The sequence below is a fragment of the Mesorhizobium vachelliae genome (assembly GCF_033977325.1).
GTDB classification, from domain to species: Bacteria; Pseudomonadota; Alphaproteobacteria; order Rhizobiales; family Rhizobiaceae; genus Mesorhizobium; species Mesorhizobium vachelliae.
Window position 1 is genome coordinate 153357 of the sequence record NZ_JAVIIR010000015.1, and the last position, 16616, is coordinate 169972.

Annotated in this window: 15 protein-coding genes and 1 pseudogene; 10 read left to right on the forward strand and 6 right to left on the reverse strand. The window is 65.3% G+C overall.

From position 1 onward, the window contains the following. Positions 1-412 precede the first annotated feature (412 nt). The 3 genes from RFM41_RS27080 to RFM41_RS27090 all read right to left on the reverse strand — a co-directional run bounded on the left by RFM41_RS27080 (position 413) and on the right by RFM41_RS27090 (position 1557). Entirely contained in the window at positions 413-559 is a 147-nt protein-coding gene (locus tag RFM41_RS27080; protein ID WP_320252337.1) for a hypothetical protein, read from the reverse strand. A 99-nt stretch (positions 560-658) separates the two neighbouring features. Then, positions 659-853: a hypothetical protein gene (locus tag RFM41_RS27085; RefSeq protein WP_318014052.1), complete on the reverse strand. Its 195-nt coding sequence runs from the start codon at positions 851-853 to the stop codon at positions 659-661. A gap of 161 nt (positions 854-1014) precedes the next feature. Continuing rightward, on the reverse strand, positions 1015-1557 hold the full coding sequence (locus RFM41_RS27090; RefSeq protein ID WP_320252336.1) for a phosphatase PAP2 family protein: 543 nt from the start codon (positions 1555-1557) through the stop codon (positions 1015-1017). 50 nt (positions 1558-1607) lie between these two features. Between RFM41_RS27090 and RFM41_RS27095 the strand changes: the two genes are divergently transcribed. The 8 genes and pseudogenes from RFM41_RS27095 (at position 1608) to RFM41_RS27130 (ending at position 10555) form a co-directional block, all read left to right on the forward strand. Continuing rightward, entirely contained in the window at positions 1608-2090 is a 483-nt protein-coding gene (locus RFM41_RS27095; protein ID WP_320252335.1) for a DUF2127 domain-containing protein, read from the forward strand. A gap of 398 nt (positions 2091-2488) precedes the next feature. After that, a complete protein-coding gene (locus RFM41_RS27100; RefSeq protein WP_320252334.1) occupies positions 2489-3556 on the forward strand; it encodes a type III polyketide synthase in 1068 nt (355 codons plus the stop codon). Then, on the forward strand, positions 3553-4275 hold the full coding sequence (locus RFM41_RS27105; RefSeq protein ID WP_320252333.1) for a methyltransferase domain-containing protein: 723 nt from the start codon (positions 3553-3555) through the stop codon (positions 4273-4275). The genes RFM41_RS27100 and RFM41_RS27105 overlap by 4 nt, the downstream gene beginning before the upstream one ends. Further along, positions 4272-5507, forward strand: a complete 1236-nt coding sequence (locus RFM41_RS27110) for an NAD(P)/FAD-dependent oxidoreductase (RefSeq protein ID WP_320252332.1) — start codon at positions 4272-4274, stop codon at positions 5505-5507. The genes RFM41_RS27105 and RFM41_RS27110 overlap by 4 nt, the downstream gene beginning before the upstream one ends. A 675-nt stretch (positions 5508-6182) precedes the next feature. After that, entirely contained in the window at positions 6183-7715 is a 1533-nt protein-coding gene (locus RFM41_RS27115; protein WP_320252331.1) for a tlde1 domain-containing protein, read from the forward strand. Between the two features lie 244 nt (positions 7716-7959). After that, positions 7960-9207, forward strand: coding sequence for a glycosyltransferase (locus RFM41_RS27120; RefSeq protein ID WP_320252330.1), 1248 nt, complete (start codon positions 7960-7962; stop codon positions 9205-9207). A 95-nt stretch (positions 9208-9302) separates the two neighbouring features. Beyond that, a pseudogene (locus RFM41_RS27125) lies at positions 9303-9395 on the forward strand (ThuA domain-containing protein); the annotation flags it as partial. Positions 9396-9496: 101 nt separating this feature from the next. Next, entirely contained in the window at positions 9497-10555 is a 1059-nt protein-coding gene (locus RFM41_RS27130; protein WP_320252329.1) for a Gfo/Idh/MocA family protein, read from the forward strand. A gap of 213 nt (positions 10556-10768) precedes the next feature. Here RFM41_RS27130 and RFM41_RS27135 read toward each other — a convergent pair whose 3' ends face one another. The 3 genes from RFM41_RS27135 to RFM41_RS27145 all read right to left on the reverse strand — a co-directional run bounded on the left by RFM41_RS27135 (position 10769) and on the right by RFM41_RS27145 (position 14220). Continuing rightward, entirely contained in the window at positions 10769-11491 is a 723-nt protein-coding gene (locus tag RFM41_RS27135; protein WP_320252328.1) for a 3-keto-5-aminohexanoate cleavage protein, read from the reverse strand. Positions 11492-11662: 171 nt separating this feature from the next. After that, positions 11663-12595 carry a dimethylarginine dimethylaminohydrolase family protein gene (locus RFM41_RS27140; protein WP_320252327.1) on the reverse strand — a complete coding sequence of 311 codons (933 nt, stop codon included), beginning with the start codon at positions 12593-12595 and terminating at the stop codon, positions 11663-11665. A 32-nt stretch (positions 12596-12627) separates the two neighbouring features. Next, positions 12628-14220 (reverse strand): zinc-binding metallopeptidase family protein, encoded by a 1593-nt coding sequence (locus RFM41_RS27145; RefSeq protein ID WP_320252326.1) that lies wholly within the window; start codon positions 14218-14220, stop codon positions 12628-12630. Positions 14221-14302: 82 nt separating this feature from the next. Between RFM41_RS27145 and RFM41_RS27150 the strand changes: the two genes are divergently transcribed. Next, entirely contained in the window at positions 14303-15190 is an 888-nt protein-coding gene (locus RFM41_RS27150; protein ID WP_320252325.1) for a LysR substrate-binding domain-containing protein, read from the forward strand. Positions 15191-15451: 261 nt separating this feature from the next. Beyond that, complete coding sequence (locus tag RFM41_RS27155) at positions 15452-16546, forward strand: ABC transporter ATP-binding protein (protein WP_320252324.1); 1095 nt, start codon at positions 15452-15454, stop codon at positions 16544-16546. The last annotated feature ends 70 nt before the right edge of the window (positions 16547-16616 follow it).

Below are 16616 nucleotides of genomic sequence, written 5' to 3' on the forward strand. Positions count from 1 at the left end.
TTCAGCACATTTTGCGGGCCTCGCGAATAAACGGACATGGCGGAGCAGGCATGCCGCTGCACCTTGGCGCAAGCGGAATTCGACTTCACTGCGCCGTACGGCCTGAGAGACGGTGCGGCGGTGGATTGCGAAAGCACCCGGTTGGAACTGCGAACCGCGCAGTCCGGCATTTGGCCGGGTGCGGACGAATTCGCCAGATGGCGACGGCCCGGCAGCCTTGGGGGGTGATACTGGGTTCGGCGGCCGGGCCTGACCGGAGTTTGCGAGGCCGCCGGCTGTGATCAGCATGCGCTCGGGCCTAGCCAAGGACAAGAACGACCTAGGCCCTAGGACCAAAGCTGCAAGGGCATGGCCCAGACGACCAGTTGCGCTTCGACCGGCAGGGAAGAAAACGCGTCGAAGGCCGGCCGTGTCAAAAGCCGAGGAAATGCCGGCCAACGAGATAGCCGAGCGCCGCGACGACCAGCGGAAACAGCGCCGGCGCGGCCTTGCTGAACAGCGAGGGGTTTATCTCCTTGGCGGGAGCGCTGGGTTTGGCATTGCCGAGGTTTTTGGTCATGGGCTCATTACCGGTTGGGGGCTAGTTGCCGGTCGAGCCACTAAATTAGAAAGCGCTTATTAAGTTTCCGGCAAGCCCAGCGCTACAATTCGCGGCAATTTATTCCGATTGCTGGGTACGCTCGGCAAGCGCGAAGGCCTGGAGATTGCGCGACTTGCCGGGGTCCTGGTCGGCGTTGGCGATGATGGCGTGGAAGGCCGCGCGGGCGATGTCCTTCTTCTTGGCATCCGGATGCAGTTTTCGCACCGCCTTGAGCAGGTCTTTCGGTTTCATATCGGGGGTGACAACGCGCATCAGCGTATCACCTATGGCCTGCAATTCGCTGGCATCCATAACGACGAACCCTGTTTTGGCGGCAGGAGCCTAGCATATAGCGGGTCGAGCGCGTCACTTTTGTGATGCGCCGTCCATCATCCTGTTTCGCGAAACGGCAGTTGGGAGCCTTGTCGGGGCGTTCAGAGGATCCTTGTGGCGAAGGCGTCCAGCCGTGAATTTTCCCGATAGGTCAACCGGACCGCCAGCGCACCTATGGCGGCAGTGGCGGCGCCGCCGATCACGTCGCTGACATAATGCGTTCCGATGAAGATCCTGGACCAGCAGATGACGGACGCGAGCACGAGCAGCGCCAGCGTGCGGCGCGGCATCGCCTGCATGGCGAAGGCGGCGACGATGGCCATGCTGGCGGTCGCGTGATCGGACGGGAACGACCAATCGGCGCTGGGCGCGATGAGAAGATGCGTGACGCCGGCGTCGTAGGGCCTGATCCGGTGAACGAACAGCAGGATCGCCTGGTTGATCGCCAGCCCGAGCAGGAAGGAAAGGCCGGCGGACAGGCAGGCATGGCGCACATGGGAGCGATCGGTCCTCGACCACCATTGCAGGGCGACCGCAATCACCATCAGCGGTACGCCGATTTGTGAGATGGTGATCATTGTCCTATCAAGAAGCAGGCTGATGCCGGCAGCCGCGTTGATCCAGTGCGTGAGAGAAGCGTCCATTCTTGCCTGATTCCTTGGCCTGATTCCTTGGCCTATCGTGAGGTCGATCGTTGAAGCCCGCAGACGAACATCGCATTCACCAACTCTTTGAGGTCAGTGTATGGCTAAAAGGTGCCCATGCCTTGATTGAGGCTATCGGGGGCGTGCTGCTTTACCTCGTCACCACGCAAACCATCGCCTCCTGGGTCAACATGTTCACCCAGGACGAACTGGTCGAGGATCCCAACGACTTCATAGCCACCCATTTGTCGCGGATGGCGGCCGAGTTCTCCGTCGCGAGCAAGCAATTCTATGCCTTTTACCTGCTCAGCCACGGGCTGATTAAGCTTTTGCTGGTCATTGGCCTGCTGCGCGGCAAGCTTTGGTCCTACCCGGCCTCGCTGGTCGCGCTCGGCGCCTTCATGGTCTACCAGATCTATCGCTACTCCTACACATATTCGCCCGGCCTGCTCGTGCTGACCGTCTTCGATGCCATCGTCATGTGGCTGATCTGGCAGGAGTGGAAGACGGTGCGCCGCCATATCGCGCCCTGACCGAGCCCGGCCTCACTCGGTTGCGAGGGCGCCGCCCGGGCGACCCTTTCGCCCAGGCTAGGGGTTCCAGCAACTGGAAGGTCAAGCGGGATTGAGCGGTCCGACTTAGAAATGCCTCTTGGTGGATCGTAACGGCTTCGGCAGCATTGCCTTACGTGTCCCGGGACGAAATCAGTTTTCGAAAACGTTTATCCAATTGGCGATGCTCAACGCCTGGTGTCCGCGACCGGTGTGGCACCAGCGCATGACTCCGACAGCCGGACCGGCCTTGGGAAACTATCATGCGCAAAACACAGCGCCCTTTGCGCGCCTGAAAAGGCGCGGGGCTGTGAAGAGCAAAAACCCTCCGACAGCAGCGCCACGGTTTGCACCGTGTCCGACGCCCAAGGAGACAGAACATGCCTGTGAACGCCTATATCAACCGGATCGCGACAGCGGTTCCGGAACATGAAGTCCATCAGTTCTACCTGCGCTATGCCGCATCGATGCTGGCCGACAATCGCAGGCGGATATTCGAACGCATGGCCGGCCTTGCCGGTATCGAACACCGCTTTTCCTGCTTCGCGCCGGCTCTCGACCCCGAAGGGCCGTCGGTCGACCTTGGCGGAACCTTCAGGCGGGGCGCGTTTCCCGGAACGGCCGCCAGAATGGCGATGTTCAACGAAGCCGCGCCCGTGCTGGCGCAAAAAGCGGTCGACGGGCTCCATCTCGGCAACGAGGCATCGCGCGTTACCCACCTCATCGTCACCACCTGCACCGGGTTCTCCGCACCCGGCATCGATCTCGACCTGGTGCAGCGCTGCGGCCTGCCGGATGGCGTCGAGCGCACGATGATCGGGTTCATGGGCTGCTACGCGGCGGTCAATGGCCTCAAGCTTGCCCGCCACATCATCCGCTCCGACCCGCAAGCCAGGGTGCTTCTCGTCAATGTCGAGCTCTGCACGCTGCATCTGAGAGAGACCACCGAGCTGGAGAAGCTTTTGTCCTTCTGCCTTTGGGGCGATGGCTGCGCGGCGACGCTGATCACCGCCGAGCCGCCCGGCATCGAGCTCGACTCCTTCCGCTGCGCGGTCGCGGACGAGCAGCGGGAACTGATGACCTGGGATATCCGCGACCACGGCTTCGACATGGTCCTTTCCGGCCAGGTGCCGGCCGCTGTGCAGCAGGCGTTGCGCAGCAGCCAGGAAGCCATCCTGAGCAGCCGGCCGCCGGAAGCGATCGACCTCTGGGCCGTGCACCCCGGCGGCCGCACCATTCTCGACGCCGTCGAAAGAGCGCTCGGCCTCAAGCCCGCCGCGCTTGAGCCGTCGCGCGAGGTGCTGCGCCGATACGGCAACATGTCGTCGCCGACGGTCATGTTCGTGATGGAAGAGATGCTGAAGAAGCCGGGCGGCCTGCTCGGCTGCGGCATGTCGTTCGGACCCGGGCTGACGGCAGAGACCATGCTGTTCAGGACCGTCTCATGACCGCGCTCAGCCAACGCAGCCTCGTCCCGGAAATCCTCGATCGGCTCGCGGCCGACGACGCGCGGGCGATCCGCTCGCGCCGCGATCTCTCCCGTATCAACGCACTGATGTTCCAGGCGCCGATCATGGTCTCGCTGCTGCGGAAATTCTTGGCCGAGCCGCCGGGTCGCATCCTGGAGATCGGGGCCGGCGACGGCACTTTCATGCTGAAGGTTGCGCGGCGCATGGCAAGGGACTGGCGCGAGGTGGACCTGACCATGCTCGACCGCGCCGGTCTCGTCACGCCGAAGCTCGCGGCGGATTTCGCCGGACTGGGATGGACGGTCGAAGCCGTCACCGCCGACGTCTTCGACTGGGCGGAGGGGACGGATGGCAGGCACTTCGACGCGATCACGGTCAACCTGTTCCTGCATCATCTTGACGACGAAGAGCTGCTGCGCCTGTTCTCGCTTTTGCGGCGCAAGGCTCGGCTCATCCTGGCGACCGAACCGCTGCGGGCGGACCTGGCGCTCGCCGCGACCCGCCTTCTGCCGGCGATCGGCGCCAATGACGTCACCAGGCATGACGCTGCTCAAAGCGTGCGCGCCGGCTTCCGCGGCAGCGAGCTTTCCGATCTCTGGAGCGCGGCCGGCGGTCGGCCGTTAGAGGAGCGGCGCGCGGGACCTTTCTCCCATGTCTTCGTCGGCGCCGCGTCGATGCCTGCCGCAAATGTGCCATGAGACCGGCACCAACCCACGATGCGATCGTCATCGGCGCCGGCCCGGCAGGCACCTCGGTGGCGCTGGCGCTGGCGCGCCGCGGTTGGGCTGTAGCGATCGTGGAAAAGAGCGTGTTTCCGCGCCGCAAGGTGTGCGGCGAATACATGTCGGCAAGCAATCTCGTGCTCCTCGATAGGCTGGACATTGGCGATGCCTGGCGCTCCCAGGCCGGTCCCGAGATCCGCCGGGTAGCCCTCTTTTCCAGCGACACCAACACCGAGGCGCCGATGCCGGGCGCGAGACCGGGGCCTACGGCTGGCGACGGCTTCGGCCGCGCGCTCGGCCGCGACATATTGGATACCTTGCTGCTCGACGCGGCCCGGTCGGCCGGCGCGGAAGTCTTTCAACCCTGCCGCGCAGTCGCGATCGAACGCGATGGCGACTGCCAAGCGGTGCGGGTTGAGGCAATCGGCGGCAAATCCCGCGACGAAGCGACGATCCTGCGGGCGCCGGTGATCGTCGCCGCGCATGGCTCGTGGGAGCCGGGGCCGCTGCCGAGTCAGCTCGAGAAGAAAGGCCGCCCCTCGGACCTGCTCGGCTTCAAGGCGCATTTCACCGGATCGTCGCTGCCGCCCGACCTGATGCCGCTGCTGACGTTTCCTGGCGGCTATGGCGGCATGGTGCTCGCCGACAATGGCCGCATGTCCATCTCCTGCTGCATAAGGCGCGATGTGCTCACCCGGCTGCGCGGCGACCTTGCCAGCGGACGCGGCGGCCATGTCTCTGCCGCTGAAGTTGTCGAGCATCATATCGTGGCGACATGCCGGGGCGCGCGGGAAGCCTTGGAGCAAGCCCGCCCCGACGGTCCGTGGCTCGCCGCCGGCCCGATCCGGCCAGGCATCCGCTCCGGCTACAAAGACGACATCTTTCGCGTCGGCAACGTCGCCGGCGAGTCGCATCCGATTATCGCCGAGGGCATATCTATGGCGCTTCAATCCGGCTGGCTTCTGGCCCTGGAACTCGGCACGGCAGCAGGTGGGCAGGCGGAACGGGAAGCGGTCGGCAGACGCTACGAGGCGGCCTGGGCAGAATTGTTCTCGACGCGGGTCCGTGCCGCCGAAGCCATCGCGCGCATCGCCCTTGGCCCTGGCGGCGCCGCGCTGATGGAGGCGGTCGTCCGCAGTTTTCCGCGAACGCTGACCCTGGGGGCTCTGCTCAGCGGCAAGACGAGAGCGGTGCCGGGTTTTGGCTGATGGGGCGCGCCGCTCGATGAGCGCGCGTCGGTTTTGCCACCACGTGAGCGTCGCCGACAGTCCGGACGGCCGGCGCTAACGTTCCTTTGTCACGGCTCGGTCGGGCAGCCCCGCCAGAGATCTGGCCATCGCACCCAGCGTCGATATCCCCGCCGGCGGGCGACTTTTTTTGGGGTGATCCTCGCAACAAAACGGCTGGCGCTCACGCCCAAGAGCCCGCCCGACTGGCCCAAAGCTTTCACGACTGGCTTATTCCGCTATTGGTCGGGCCGTCGCATTTTGACCCAAATCGGCCTCTAGCCGGCTGAAGATGCTGTGGTTCCCGTCTTCACGGTTTCTTGACAGAGGCCGGAAAAACGGGCAGCAAAGCGGGTGAGGAAGAGCATTTTTACCGTGGCGAAGACCATGGAGGGCTCTTTTTTCGTATGGACCGTCGCCAAATCGGCGATTGGTGGAGGGATTGGTTAACCATCTTTGTCCATCTTTTGAATCAATCGGCAACAGACGCGTGAAGGTGCAGGGGGCACCAGCGAACTGTGATCGTGACGGATGCCAGGTCCGCAAACCGGCATGCCGATTGAGAGTGGTCGTATGGCGTTTTTGCGTTTGAAAAACCGGGGTGACACTCCTCATGGGGAGGTAACTTCGAAAAAGTCTGGTCATCGTTGGGTCGTGGTGCCTGCTGTCGGCGCCGCCCTCGCCCTATGGTCCTTCGCCACCTTGGCGGGGCTCTATTCGGTGAGCACCTCGCTGACCGCAGCTTCCAACGGATTGCCGCAAGGCCTGCTTTCGCCGCGCAACATCGCGCTTGGCGACCAGCGCCGCCAGATCGCCAATGCCTGGGCGCCGCGCCTTGCCGCCAATGGCGGCTACAAGGCAGGCTCGCTCATCGGCGGCTGCGACGCCGGCTGCTTCAACCTCGCGACAAGCTTCAGGCATAACGGCCAAGCTGCTGAAAAACTGAAGAATGAAGGCCGCGACGGCAAGATGGCGCGGCTCAAGCTGCCGGTACCGGACAGCGTCGCGCAGGAAAAGGTTGTGGTGGTGGCTTCCGCCGCCGGAGCCGCCGACCGTTTCGACGGCGTGGTGAAGCGCGCGGCACTTTCGCCGCAAAAGCTTGCCGATGCCTTTGCCCGCGCCGAGAAGGCGCCGTTCCTGCTCGCCAGCCTGCCTTCGGCGAGCCGCTTCGGCGGCGCGCAGCCGGAGGCCCCGATCGAAGCCCGCTTCGGCTCGCGGCCGGCCGAAATCACCGGCGCTTCCGAGCTGGCGCTCGCGCTCGCCAATATATCGCCTGAGGAGACGGCCGACGTTCCGACCGCCGTCGCGCTGCAAAACAGCAACGCGCCTGATGTCGCCGGCAATGCGCAAAATGGCCAGGACGGCGAGTACCAGGTCGCCTCGCTGCCGCCGCAAGACGATTTGCCCGACACGATTGCCGTGCCCGGCCTTCGCCCGCGCACAACGCTCGAGCGCGCTACTGAGGCGCCCGAACAGAACGCGGCCAGGCCGCAGAAGCCGGAGACCAGCGCCAGGCCGCAGACCGTCAAGGCCAAGCCGCAGCCGGCCGCGGCCGACACCGCGGAAAGCACGCCGACGGCGGCCTCGCCCAGAACCGGCGACCAGGCTCTGCCGGGCGTGGCGGGCTCGAAGCCGATGGTTGCCGAGTCACAACCCGCCAAGCGCAAGGCACGGGCATCCGAGATGCTCGCCTATGCTAAGCCCGACACGCCGGAGCGCGGCGGCCTCGGCAGCGCCTTCCGCAATCTTTTCAACGGTCCCTCCACGGGCAATGGCGTCGCCGTCTACGATATTTCGGCGAGGACCGTTTACATGCCGGATGGCTCCAGGCTCGAGGCGCATTCGGGATTGGGCTCGATGGTCGACCAGCCGCGCTTCGTCAACCGAAAGAATACCGGTCCAACGCCTCCTGACACCTACAATCTGTCGCTGCGTGAATCGCGCTTCCACGGCGTCGAGGCAATCAGGCTGACGCCGACCAGCGGCAGCAACAAATATGGCCGCAACGGCCTGCTTGCGCATACCTACATGCTGCGCGGCGGCCGCGCGGAATCCAATGGCTGCGTCGTCTTCAAGGACTATCGCCGCTTCCTTGCCGCCTACAAGAACGGTAAGATCAAGCGTCTTGTCGTCGTGCCGCGGCTCACAAGGTCCCCCACCCAGGTGGCCCAGGAAGGCCGCCAGGGTTAAATCCTACGCGGCCGGCGAACGGGTCGCCGGCGTTTGTCATCCCCACTTGCTGATCAAATAGCCCGGGCGCCCAACGCACCCGGGTCACGTCGCATACCGCCGCCGCATCAAGGCATGGCGACAATCATGGCCGGGAGGCTTAGCAACCCTTCCCAGGATGTAGATATGGCGCAGCCCGGGCTTGCGGCAAGACCCCGACCATGGCGTATCAACGCTGCTCCGAAAAACGACGACGGAGCATGGAATGCGGATCTTGTTATCGACTTACGGCTCGCGTGGCGACGTCGAGCCATTGGCGGCGCTGGGCGCGGCCTTGCAGGCATATGGCGTCGAGGCCAGGGTCAGCGCGCCGGCCGACGCGGAGTTTGCCGCGCTTCTGGCCCGCGCCGGCGTGCCGCTAGCGCCGGCCTTCGCGCCGGTGCGCGCATGGGCGAAGGAAATGATCAACCGGTCGCGATCGGCCTCGCCCGCGGACCGTGGCAGGCTCATTTCCGGTCAGGCGGCCGAGATCGTCGCCAGGCAATATGAGGCGCTGAGCGCGGCCGCCGAAGGCTGCGACGCCGTGGTGGCATTTGGCCTCTTCCCGTCCTGCGCCGCCGCGCGGATGGTCGCGGACAAGCGCGGCATGCGCTACATGCTCGGCACCTTCTGCCCCATCTGGCTACCCTCGCCGCACAACCGGCCGCATGAATATCCAAGCCATCCGCTGCCGGCCGGCGTGACCGACAACCGGCTCTTGTGGGAGATGGACATCCGAACCAAGAACGCCCTCTTCGGCGAGGCGATCAACGGCCAGCGCGCATCGCTGGGATTGTCCCCGGTGGCAGATGCCCGCGACTATGTCTACGGGAAAAGGGTCCTGCTCGCCTGCGACCCGATACTGGGGCCGTGGCCGGGCTCGGACCTGATCGAAGCGGTGCAGACCGGCGCCTTCATCCTGCCGGACGATAGGCCCCTCCCCGGCGGGCTCGAAGCCTTCCTCGATGCCGGCCCGCCGCCGGTCTATGTCGGCTTCGGCTCGATATCGGTCGCGAGCGAAGCCGGTAGCGCCGCCATCGCGGCGATCCGAGCCAAAGGCCTCCGCACGGTGATCGCGCGTGGCTGGGCCGAGCTCGGCCCGACCGACGATGGCGACGACTGCTTCGCCGTCGGCGAGGTCAACCAGCAGGCGCTGTTTACCCGCGTCGCCGCCGTCATTCACCATGGCGGGGCCGGCACGACCGTCGCCGCGGCACGGGCGGGAGCGCCGCAGGTGATCGTGCCGCAGATCGGCGACCAACCTTATTGGGCGAAGCGGGTGGCGGAGCTGGGCATCGGGGCCGCGCATGACGGTCCGGTTCCGACGGAGAAGTCATTATCGGCGGCGCTGGAGGTGGCGTTGCTGCCTGAGACCAGCGCCCGCGCGAGGGCTCACGCCGGCATGATCCGCACCGACGGCGCCGAGGCGGCGGCGCGGCTGCTGATCGAATTGCTGGGCCAATCCGGCAGGTAACTTACTGCGCCGTCAGTTCCGCCAGCGCCCTTTGCAAAGGCGCCGGCGAGACCTGGATCGGCCCAGAGAAGGACTGTCCATGTCCTACAAGCCCCGACGCGCCGAACGTGCCGGTGGAGAAGGCGCTGTAGCCGATCGAGGAGCGCGGGCCCAAGCTGCATGCGCATGGCGAGGCCGGCTTCCGCTAAAAAGCGCCTCTCCGCTTCGGTTGGGATTGCGCGGAAACAGCGCCTGGGTCACATTCACACCTCATTATTGAATCGAACCAACTTGCTCGGAGGAGCAGAAAATGCGGCTTTTGATACTGGGCACCGGCTGGATGGCGCAGGAACATGCCCGCCGCTTCAGCGCGATCGAGGGCGTCGACATCGTCGGCGCGGTCGATGTCGATGCGGCCCGCGTCGGCGAATACGCCGACTCCTACAAGATCCCGAAGCGCTTCACCTCGCTGGAGGCGGCGCTCGACTGGGGTGATTTCGACGCGGTCGCCAATGTCACGCCCGACCGCATCCACCACCCGACCACCATGGCGCTGGTCGCCGCCGGCAAACCGGTGCTGTGCGAGAAGCCGCTGGCGGAAAATTTCGGCAAGGCCAATGAGATGGCCGATGCCGCGGAAGCCGCCGGCATCGTCAACATGGTCAACCTCACCTATCGCAATGTCGCCGCGCTGCAGAAGGCGCGCCAGATGGTGCAGGCAGGCGAGATCGGCACGGTGCGCCATGTCGAGGCGTCCTATCTGCAGAGCTGGCTGGTGTCGAAATTCTGGGGCGACTGGCGCACCGACCCGAAATGGCTATGGCGGCTGTCACGCGGCCATGGCTCCAACGGCGTGCTCGGCGATGTCGGCATCCACATCCTCGATTTCGCCAGCTACGGTGCGGCGCTCGGCATCGACCACGTCTTCTGCCGGTTGCGCGCCTTCGACAAGGCGCCGGACAACCGCATCGGCGAATACCAGCTCGACGCCAATGACAGCTTCACCATGGCGCTCGACTTCGCCAACGGTGCCTTCGGCGTGGTGCATGCCAGCCGCTGGGCTACCGGCCATATCAATGAACTGCGCCTGCGCATTTATGGCGACAAGGGCGGCATCGAGGTGGTGCACAATCTCGACGGCTCGCTGCTGAAGGCCTGCGTTGGCAGCAATGTCGAGAACGCCAAATGGGAAGAGCTCGACGCCGGCACAGTGCCGACCAACTACCAGCGCTTCGTCGAGGCGGTGAAGAGCGGCGTGCAGACCGAGCCGACTTTCCGCCACGCGGCCGGTTTGCAGAAGGTGCTGGACCTCGCCGTGGTGTCGGACGAGAAGCGGACGGAGTTGAGGGCCAACGCGGATACGCAGTGAGGTTCGCGGGGAACCAGGGAAGCGGTGCGCTCTACGGCGCCCCCCTCTGTCCTGCCGGACATCTCCCCCACTTGGGGGGAGATTGGCAGCTTGGCGGCTGCGCTCTTCCCTAAACGCTGATAATAGCGAAAGCTGGCGCGACATTGATCTCCCTCCTTGTGGGGGAGATGGCCGGCAGGCCAGAGGGGGGCGCTGTCCCGCCAGCCAGCACTTTCACCGAGAGCGATAAATCTTCACCGCCGCGGCCACCAGCGCCGCATTGCCCTCCGCGACATTGCCGTCCGGCAATTCCTTGCCATCCTCCAGCCCGACCCGCGTCGAAAACTTCCTTGCCGCCGCCCGCTCGACAAACGGCCACACGGTCGCATTCTCGCCATGCAGCAGGATCGAGCGGCGGATGCCGGCGCGTGCCAGCACCTTCTCGATACCGTCGGCCACGGCAAAGGCTTCGTCCAGCGCCTGCTCGGAAATCTCGATCAGCACGCGCAGCACCCGACCGCCATGATCGAGGCCGACCAGCCGTTCCGCGTCGGCGACCGACGCTAGGCCAGCCTCGATGCCGATGCCGCGCTGGCGCAGGCTTTCCATGACGACGGGTGCCGCCGTCTCGCTGAGATTGACCGAGGCATAGTCGGGCAATTCGCGCCAGCCGGAGATGGCGACCTGGGTGCGAAGGTCGTCCTTCTCGATCCAGGCGCCGGTGGAGACGCCGATCAGCGTGCCGGGACAGGCAAGGCGCAGGGCGGAGACCGTCCTGTCCATCGCCTCCGGCGCCAGGCTCTCCCGGCCGTCGGCGCCGCGCGCATGGACATGCATCTCGGCCGCGCCCGCCGCGATCGAGGCTGTGGCGTCGCGCGCCATGGCCTCGGGGTCGAGCGGCAATGCGGAGCGGAAGTCGGCGGGTCGGGCACCGTTGATGCAGGCCTGGACGATCATCTTTGCGGCAATCCTGTTTCGGCTAGGGAGCCTAGCGCAGGATCAGACTGGTCGGAACCGGAGCGGGCGAAATCTCCTGACAGGCCAAGGCGCCAAATAGAAATATCCCCCCGGCCTATCGGCCAGAGGGATGGGCGTTCCCTTTGGTGGTTACCGAACTTCGAAAGCCCGTTACGCCGGCACGCGCTTCAGCGCCTGCGCCATGCAGTGGATGCCGCCGCCGGTCTTGGAGATCTCGCTCATGTCGACAGCGGCGACCTCGAAGCCTTGAGCCTTGAGCTTCTCGATCAGCGTCTTGCTGGAGGTCGGCGCGATCACCCTGTCCTTGCCGAGCGACATGAAGTTGCAGCCGAGCGCCATCGTGTCCTGGAAGGGCACGTCGATGATCTCGTGGCCCTTGTCTTTCAGCCAGTCGACAATGCCGGGCTCGGTGCAGGCGAGGCACACGGCGGTGAGCTTTTCGGCGATCGGCACCACCATCAGGTCGATATGCACGTAATACTCGTCGATGAAGGCAAGACGCGTCTCCCAGCCTTCCTTGTCGAACCAGGACTGCACCTGGCGCGCGCCCTCTTCCTGCGTGCGGGCGCCGCCGCAGCCGATCAGCACCACGCCGTCCTCGATGACGTTGAAGTCGCCGCCCTCGAAAGTGCCGGCGGTCACCATGTCGTAGATCGGGATGCCGAGCTTCTCATAGGTGCGGATGGCGGCGTAATTCTCACCGCGCCGCCACCAGTTGGCCATGGCGGTGATGAAGGCGCCGTAAGGCGTCATGACGCTGGAGTCGCGCGAATAGACCTGCATCGGCAGTTCCGGCGTCGGCTCGTGCCAGTGGATGTTAACGCCGAAATGCTCGTAGGCCGCGACAAGGTCCTTGTGCTGCGCCTGCGCGATCTGGACGTTGCAGGGCGCCTCGCGCAGATGCTTCCGCGACAGCGAGCTAGTCGAGAGATGGCGCAGGAAATTGGGCGAGCCGAGCAGCACGTCGGTCAAGACATCGGTTTCGTTGGCGAAGCCCCAGGCGGTCAACGGCTTGGTGCCGCCGTTGGGATTGCGGCGCTGCAGCGAGAACGGCTCGGCGACGATGCGGTCATGGACGGTCATGGAGTTCTCCTCTGGACTGTTCTGTTGATCGGTCATGCGGTGGAAGCGGCCGGGATCCACCAGTCGCGCCCACGCGGCGTGGTGACATATTCCGGCCAGCGGAAATTGATCGGCGGTTCGTAGTCACAGAGCGGCGCGATCCAGTTCGAGCCGCCGACGCCGCCGCCGGTCCGCTTGACGAACTCGTCCATGGCGGCATTGCGCGCGGCCTTGTCCTCGAGCAGACGCAGTGCCGTCAGCGCCACGGTCTTCGCGGCGCAAGTCACCATCGGATCGATGGTGGCGGGAATGCCGCCCAGCGCGTTCATCACCCAGGACGGATACACATGGCCGTTCTCGGCGCGCAGCGCCGGTCGCGCGACATAGAAGCGCGACGTCGGCGCGTGCCAGCTCATGTCGGTGTAGTCGTCGGAGGTGGAATTCACCTGCGACGGCGGCAGGTCGCGGCGCAGGATCGCCTCGGCCTCCTGCGGCGTGATCAGCCGCTCCAGCTCGTCGATGAAGGGGTTCTCGGTCGCCACGCCGCCGGCATTGACCTGGACCTCGCGGGCGATCGCCCTCGCCTCTTCGCTCCAGCGTGGCGCACCGACGGCGGAAAGCGCCTGATAGGTGATGTCGGCCATGGCGTGGTTGGCAAGACCGGGCCGCGACTTCGACACCCAATGACGCTCGTAACGGCAGCCGCTCATCGTCGCGGCAGCTTCCGCGTTGCGATCCAGCACCGCGGTCACCTGCTCGGCCATGGCAATGGTCGGCACGCGGATCATGTATTGGATTTCAGCCAGCCCGGCCGGGAGATTGTCGGCGGTCGCCTGCCCCGCCGTCAGGATCGCCTCGCTGATCGACCAGCCGCCCTGGTGCGTCAGCATGGAGTCGCGCAGCGCCTTGGAGGCCATGTACATCATCATCAGCGCGTCGTTGGCGCCGGGCGCCCTCACCGCCGAATGCGCCTGCGGGATCGGCGCGCCGTCGCTGGCGCGAACCCAATTTTCGGGTTCGTCACACACGAAACGGTAGATCATCGAATAAGCGGCGCCGCAATGCGTGTCCCAGCGCGCGGTATTGCAAAGCGGCAGCATGTAGAAGGGATGGAAGGAGATCATGCCGGCTAGGCCGTCATAATAGCCCTTGGCCGCATGGATCGGTTTCGATCCCCTCACCTTCTCGGCCGGCTCGCCGGTGAAGCGCAGCGTGCCCTTGATGCCGTGCTCGAGCATCGCAGCCTTGGTGGCTAAAAGCCCGCCGAGGCTGCCTATGCCGAGCCCAGAATGCGGATCGGTATGGCCGCCAGCCTGGAATCCCAGGCCCTCTCGCGGCCGCTTTACCGTCGCTGCATCCTGGCAGTTGCCCGGCACGGCGTCATATTCGCCATACATGCCGATCGTGGGTCCGTCACCATTGGTCCAGTGGGCGCAGAAGGCGGTCGGCATGCCGCCCGAGCCTTCCTCGACCGAAAAGCCTTCGCGCTTCAGCCGATCCACATACCAGGCAGCCGACTGGTACTCGCGCCAGGCGGTTTCGCCGAAATCGAAGATGCTGCGCGTCCAGGCCGAGAGCAGCGGCTGGATGCTGTCGATGCAGGCAAGCGCGGTTTCTTGCGCCGAGGTCGTCACCGGTTTGTCCATGGCTCAAAGAAAGCAGTGAAGCGGCTCATCAAAAAGTGATATGTTTTCCCGGCTCGTGCAAATTCGGTTCACCTGAGGCCTCTTGCGAATACCGTCCACGCAGGCGCTGCGCGCCCTCGACAGTTTTGCCCGTCACGGCAGCGTCTGGCGCGCCGCCGACGAGCTTCACCTCACCCGCAGCGCCGTCTCGCATCAGCTACGGCTGCTCGAACGCGACCTCGGCTTCGATCTCCTCCAGCGCATCGGCAAGGGCGTGGCACTGACACCGCGCGGCCAGCGCTACGCGGCCGATGTCAGGAAGGCGCTGACCGTGCTTGGCGACGCGGTGACGCAGGGCGGCGGCACCGGCGTCGGCGGCTCCTTCGCCATCTCCTGTCCGCCGGGCTTCGCCTCGATGTTCCTGTGCACGCATATCGGCGAGTTCCAGCAGATGTATCCGGATGTGGCCCTCTCCGTGCTGACGCCAAGGCGGCTCGACGATGTCAGCAATCCGGAGGCCGATGCCTTCATCGCCTTCGGCGTCGGCAACTGGCCGAACCGGGCGGTGGAGCTGCTGTGCGAGGTCTCCTTCACGCCGCTGTGCAGCCCGACGCTGCTCAACAAGATCGGCGGATTTTCCAAACCCGCCGACGTGCTGCGCGCCAATCTGCTCCATCTCAGCGACACCGAGGACTGGGCGCGCTGGCTGGCGCTGTCCAAGGTAGAAAATCCGGATACCGAAGGCGGCATCTTCTTTTCCGACATGAACCTTGTCTTCTCGGCGGCGATCGCCGGCCAGGGAATTGCCCTCGGCGACGAGCTTACCGGCCGCCGGGCGCTGAGCGAAGGCCGCCTGGTCAAGCCATTCGAGGCGACCGTGCCCTCGCCCCGCGCCTATTTCCTGGTCTTCGAGCATGCCAAGGCGGGGCACCCGGTGCTCAACGCCTTCAGCGACTGGTTGAGGGCGAAGTTGTCGGAGAGCAGGCTCTAATCTCCCCCCTTGAGGGGGAGATGGCCGCGAAGCGGTCAGAGGGGGTCGTCTCACGTAGAGCGCCAGCACCATCGGTGTCGCGCTGGCCGTCGGCGCTTCACGCGCAGCGACCCCCCTGTCGCGTTCGGCGACATCTCCCCCTCAAGGGGGGAGATTTGGCGCCACCCGTGAATCAAATTTGCCGGTCAGGCGAAAACTATTCGGTTGCGGTGAGCCGCAGCCATGCCTACGATTTCATTGGGAACTGAGGAAAGAGCCAGGATGCAACAACCCGGCCGGGCCGCAGAAATCAAGGCGAACGGGATCGGTAAGAGCTTCGGCTCGTTCCGGGCGCTGGACAATCTCACGCTCGATATCGGCCGCGGCGAGTTCCTGACGCTGCTCGGGCCCTCCGGCTCCGGCAAGACCACTTTCCTGATGATTTTGGCCGGCTTCGTGCAGCCGAGCGAAGGCAAGCTTTTCAGCGACGGCGTTGACATCACCAACCGGCCGGCCGAGCAGCGTGCCGCCGGCATGGTGTTCCAGGGTTATGCGCTCTTTCCGCATATGAGCGTGGAGCAGAACATCGCCTTCCCGCTCAAGGTGCGCAAGAAATCCGCTTCCGAGATCAAGCAACGTGTCGGCGAGATGGTCGAGCGCGTCGGCCTCAAGGGGCATGAGAAGAAGCTGCCGGCGCAGCTTTCGGGCGGCCAGCAGCAGCGCGTGGCGCTGGCGCGCGCGCTGGTGTTCGAGCCGGGCGTGCTGCTCCTCGACGAGCCGTTCTCGGCGCTGGACAAGAGCCTGCGCGGCCAGATGCAGGCCGAGATGAAGCGGCTGCACCAGGAGACCGGCACCACCTTCGTCTTCGTCACCCATGACCAGAGCGAGGCGCTGGCGCTGTCGTCGCGCGTCGCAATCTTCAATCACGGCAAGCTCTTGCAGGTGGGCAGGCCGGACGAGGTCTATGATCGGCCCGCCAACCGCTTCGTCGCCGAGTTCCTCGGCGAGATCAACATGCTGCCGGTAAAGGGCGTGCGCCCCGCCGACAATGGCGCCACCGGGCTCTGCGAGGACCGCGCGGTCAACATGCGCTGCAAGGCGGAAGCGATAAAGGGCGACGCCATTCTCGCCATCCGGCCAGAGGACATGTCGATCGCGCCGGAAGCGTCGGTCAATGAGAACGGCATCGCCGCGACCGCTGTCGCCTCGACCTATCTGGGCGCGGCGACCAAGCTCGACCTCACCACGCGCCAGGGCGCCAAGGTCACCGTCTCGGTGCCGAACGAGGTGGCCGCCGCAGCTCTGAGCAAAGGCAATTCCGTCTGGCTGACATGGCCGGCCGAAAAGGGTTTCCTCCTTCCGGACGGAGGACAGTAAGCACCTGCCGCCGCGGCCTGAATTCGCCGCGCCGGCTTCTGGTTCAAATCAACGACAACAAGGGGAACTG

Coding starts and splice junctions, on each gene's coding strand:
- RFM41_RS27080 (WP_320252337.1), bottom strand. CDS start 559: ATGACCAAAAACCTCGGCAATGCCAAACCCAGCGCTCCCGCCAAGGAG.
- RFM41_RS27085 (WP_318014052.1), bottom strand. CDS start 853: ATGCGCGTTGTCACCCCCGATATGAAACCGAAAGACCTGCTCAAGGCG.
- RFM41_RS27090 (WP_320252336.1), bottom strand. CDS start 1,557: ATGGACGCTTCTCTCACGCACTGGATCAACGCGGCTGCCGGCATCAGC.
- RFM41_RS27100 (WP_320252334.1), top strand. CDS start 2,489: ATGCCTGTGAACGCCTATATCAACCGGATCGCGACAGCGGTTCCGGAA.
- RFM41_RS27105 (WP_320252333.1), top strand. CDS start 3,553: ATGACCGCGCTCAGCCAACGCAGCCTCGTCCCGGAAATCCTCGATCGG.
- RFM41_RS27110 (WP_320252332.1), top strand. CDS start 4,272: ATGAGACCGGCACCAACCCACGATGCGATCGTCATCGGCGCCGGCCCG.
- RFM41_RS27120 (WP_320252330.1), top strand. CDS start 7,960: ATGCGGATCTTGTTATCGACTTACGGCTCGCGTGGCGACGTCGAGCCA.
- RFM41_RS27130 (WP_320252329.1), top strand. CDS start 9,497: ATGCGGCTTTTGATACTGGGCACCGGCTGGATGGCGCAGGAACATGCC.
- RFM41_RS27135 (WP_320252328.1), bottom strand. CDS start 11,491: ATGATCGTCCAGGCCTGCATCAACGGTGCCCGACCCGCCGACTTCCGC.
- RFM41_RS27140 (WP_320252327.1), bottom strand. CDS start 12,595: ATGACCGTCCATGACCGCATCGTCGCCGAGCCGTTCTCGCTGCAGCGC.
- RFM41_RS27145 (WP_320252326.1), bottom strand. CDS start 14,220: ATGGACAAACCGGTGACGACCTCGGCGCAAGAAACCGCGCTTGCCTGC.
- RFM41_RS27155 (WP_320252324.1), top strand. CDS start 15,452: ATGCAACAACCCGGCCGGGCCGCAGAAATCAAGGCGAACGGGATCGGT.